Origin of the sequence: Streptomyces bambusae (assembly GCF_020532645.1) — a bacterium.
Lineage (GTDB): Bacteria > Actinomycetota > Actinomycetes > Streptomycetales > Streptomycetaceae > Streptomyces > Streptomyces bambusae.
In genome coordinates, this window is the sequence record NZ_JAJAUZ010000132.1 from 1 (window position 1) to 2197 (window position 2197).

General features: G+C 71.0%; 1 protein-coding gene and 1 pseudogene. Both read right to left on the reverse strand.

Annotated elements, in window-relative coordinates:
- Positions 1 to 385 precede the first annotated feature (385 nt).
- A complete protein-coding gene (locus LG634_RS37485) occupies positions 386 to 1864 on the reverse strand; it encodes an AICE element replication initiation protein (protein WP_226741014.1) in 1479 nt (492 codons plus the stop codon).
- A gap of 2 nt (positions 1865 to 1866) precedes the next feature.
- Positions 1867 to 2197 (reverse strand): annotated as a pseudogene (locus tag LG634_RS37490) (bifunctional DNA primase/polymerase); the annotation flags it as partial.

A 2197-nucleotide genomic window follows, 5' to 3' on the forward strand; every position in this document is an offset into this window, starting at 1 on the left:
GCCGCCTTGACCTGCGGTTTTCAGTGACACGAGGGCGGGTTGTGCGTCACCGGCCTGTGTCACCGCTGTCATCGGGTGACGCGGGCCGGTGACGTGGGTGACGCGGGATGACGCAGCCACGGGCCGTCTGCGTCACCCCCGCCGTCGCAGCTCAGGCCCGGTTTTCGGGGTGCTGGTGACGCGGGTGACGCAGGTTCTTTCTTCTTAGGAAAAGAGAGGGTGGTTCTGCCTGTTGTCGGGCGTGCCTTCGGGCGCGAATGGGGAGCCGCTGCGCGGCGCGCCTTGCGCAGCGGCGGCATGCCGCCGGAACAACAAGAGGAGCACCCCGCGCCTTGGCCGGGGGTGCTCCTCTTGCCTGTGCGCCCGCCCCTTTCAGGGGTGCGGTTCAGAACATCCGCTCAGGCACGGCCGCGGTCGGGGCGGCGGGGCGGTGCATGGCGATGTAGCGGGCGGCTTTGGTGCGGCCCCAGTCGACGAGCACGCCGCGGGCGGCGAGGACGGGCTGAAGGCGCTTGAGGCGGTCGGACAGCACCTTGCCGGTGGTGGGCCACCCCTTGGGCAACGGCCGGAACTCTCCTTCGCCGTTGTAGAGCTGAGTGAGGGCGTGCAGCCACTCCGACGACGTCATCCGGACCTCGCTGCCCGGGTCCACGCCGGCGGCGTGCTTGAGGACGGTCTGGGCGAGGAGGTCGCCCTCGATGACGTCGTCATTCAGGTCGTCCAGGCTGGACCGGTAGGCATCCAGCGCACCGAAGCTGCGGGCGGCATCCAGCTGCGCGCACAGGTGCGCGAAGTCGGCCATCCGCAAGTCGGTGGGGATGTCGGCCTGGGAGGCGCGGACGCTGACAGCGAGGTCGAGGACCGACCCCAGGATCACGGGCAGGTCCCGCGCGAACTCCGTCCACAGTTCGGCCTCGGTGCGCCGTACGCGGGGGCGCTCCAGGCGGAGGGGAAGGAGGCGTTCGGCGAGGTCGGGGCGGATGACGCCAACGTCAATGCCGGTCAGGAGCAGGGGGCGGCGGTAGCGGGAGCGGACGACGTCGCCGTCGGTGAACAGGGCCCGCTTGATGTTCTCGGCGCCGGTGACGATGCAGCACATGAGGTCGGAGAGGTCGGGGCCGAGGTGGGAGAGGTTGTCCAGGCCGGTGATCCACCCGGCGGCCACGGCGGTGATCAGGTTTTCCTCGTCCTTGGGCGGGCGGCGCAGGTCCCCGCTCATGCCCTCGATGATCCGCAGCAGCATCTTGCCGGCCGTGGACTTCCCCGCGCCCTGGGGGCCGGTGAGGAACGGGGCCGGCACGGGCACGTCCGGGCCGAGGCAGCCGACGAGCCACGCCAGCGCCAGGCCCTCGCTCTGGGCGGAGGAGAAGTTGACCAGGCGCATCAGCAGGTCGATGCCCTTGCCGTCGGTGTCCTTGGCGGGGAGGGGGAGTTCGCCGGTGAGCTGCGTGCGCCGCCAGCACACCTCACGGGGGTCGGGGGTGCGGATGTCCCAGCCGGTGGGGTGGATGCGGACGGACTTGCCGTCGTCGCGGCCCAGGTCCAGCCAGGTCGCGCCGTCGAATCCGGGGGCGACGCGGATATGAACGGGCTGGACGTCCTCGGTGAGCGCGAGTGCTTCGATCAAGTCCAGTGCCTCCTTCAAGGCGGTTCCGTTGAAGACGCCGACCCCGTCGCGGAACAGACCGACCATGAGTTCCTGCCGGTGGCTGCCGGTCGTGCCCTGGGACCGGATCGGCCGGGCCACGGGGTGCCCGTTGCGCTGCGCGTAGACGGTGCCGTCGACGGTGCGGAAGTACCGGAAATGGGCCTGCGCGTACTTGGTGATGACCTCGCGGGCCGGGTTCTTCTCGTCCTCGGGCATGTTCAGATCCCCAAAGCTGCAACGGCGTTGGACCAGGCGACCTCGCAGTGCCGCAAGGACTCGCCCTTGCCCTGCGCGGCGGCGAACAGCCGGCCGATGTGCCCGTCGGTGAGGCAGCCGCACCGTCCGTGCTTGGCCAGCACGGCGAGGAACACCCGGTACACGGTCTTGTGGATGCCTTCGGACGCCTCCTCGATGCGCTGCTCCGCCATGGCGATACCGCGCTCCAGGTAGGCGGGCGAACGGTGCGGGCAGGCGCCGCCCCCGCCCGGCGCCGACACGGCGGGACGCGGCGCCGGCCGGGCCGGAGTGGGCTTACCGGCCGCAAGCGCC

Bases quoted from the DNA above. Each gene is read 5' to 3' on its own strand.
- LG634_RS37485 (WP_226741014.1), bottom strand. From the start codon at position 1,864: ATGCCCGAGGACGAGAAGAACCCGGCCCGCGAGGTCATCACCAAGTAC.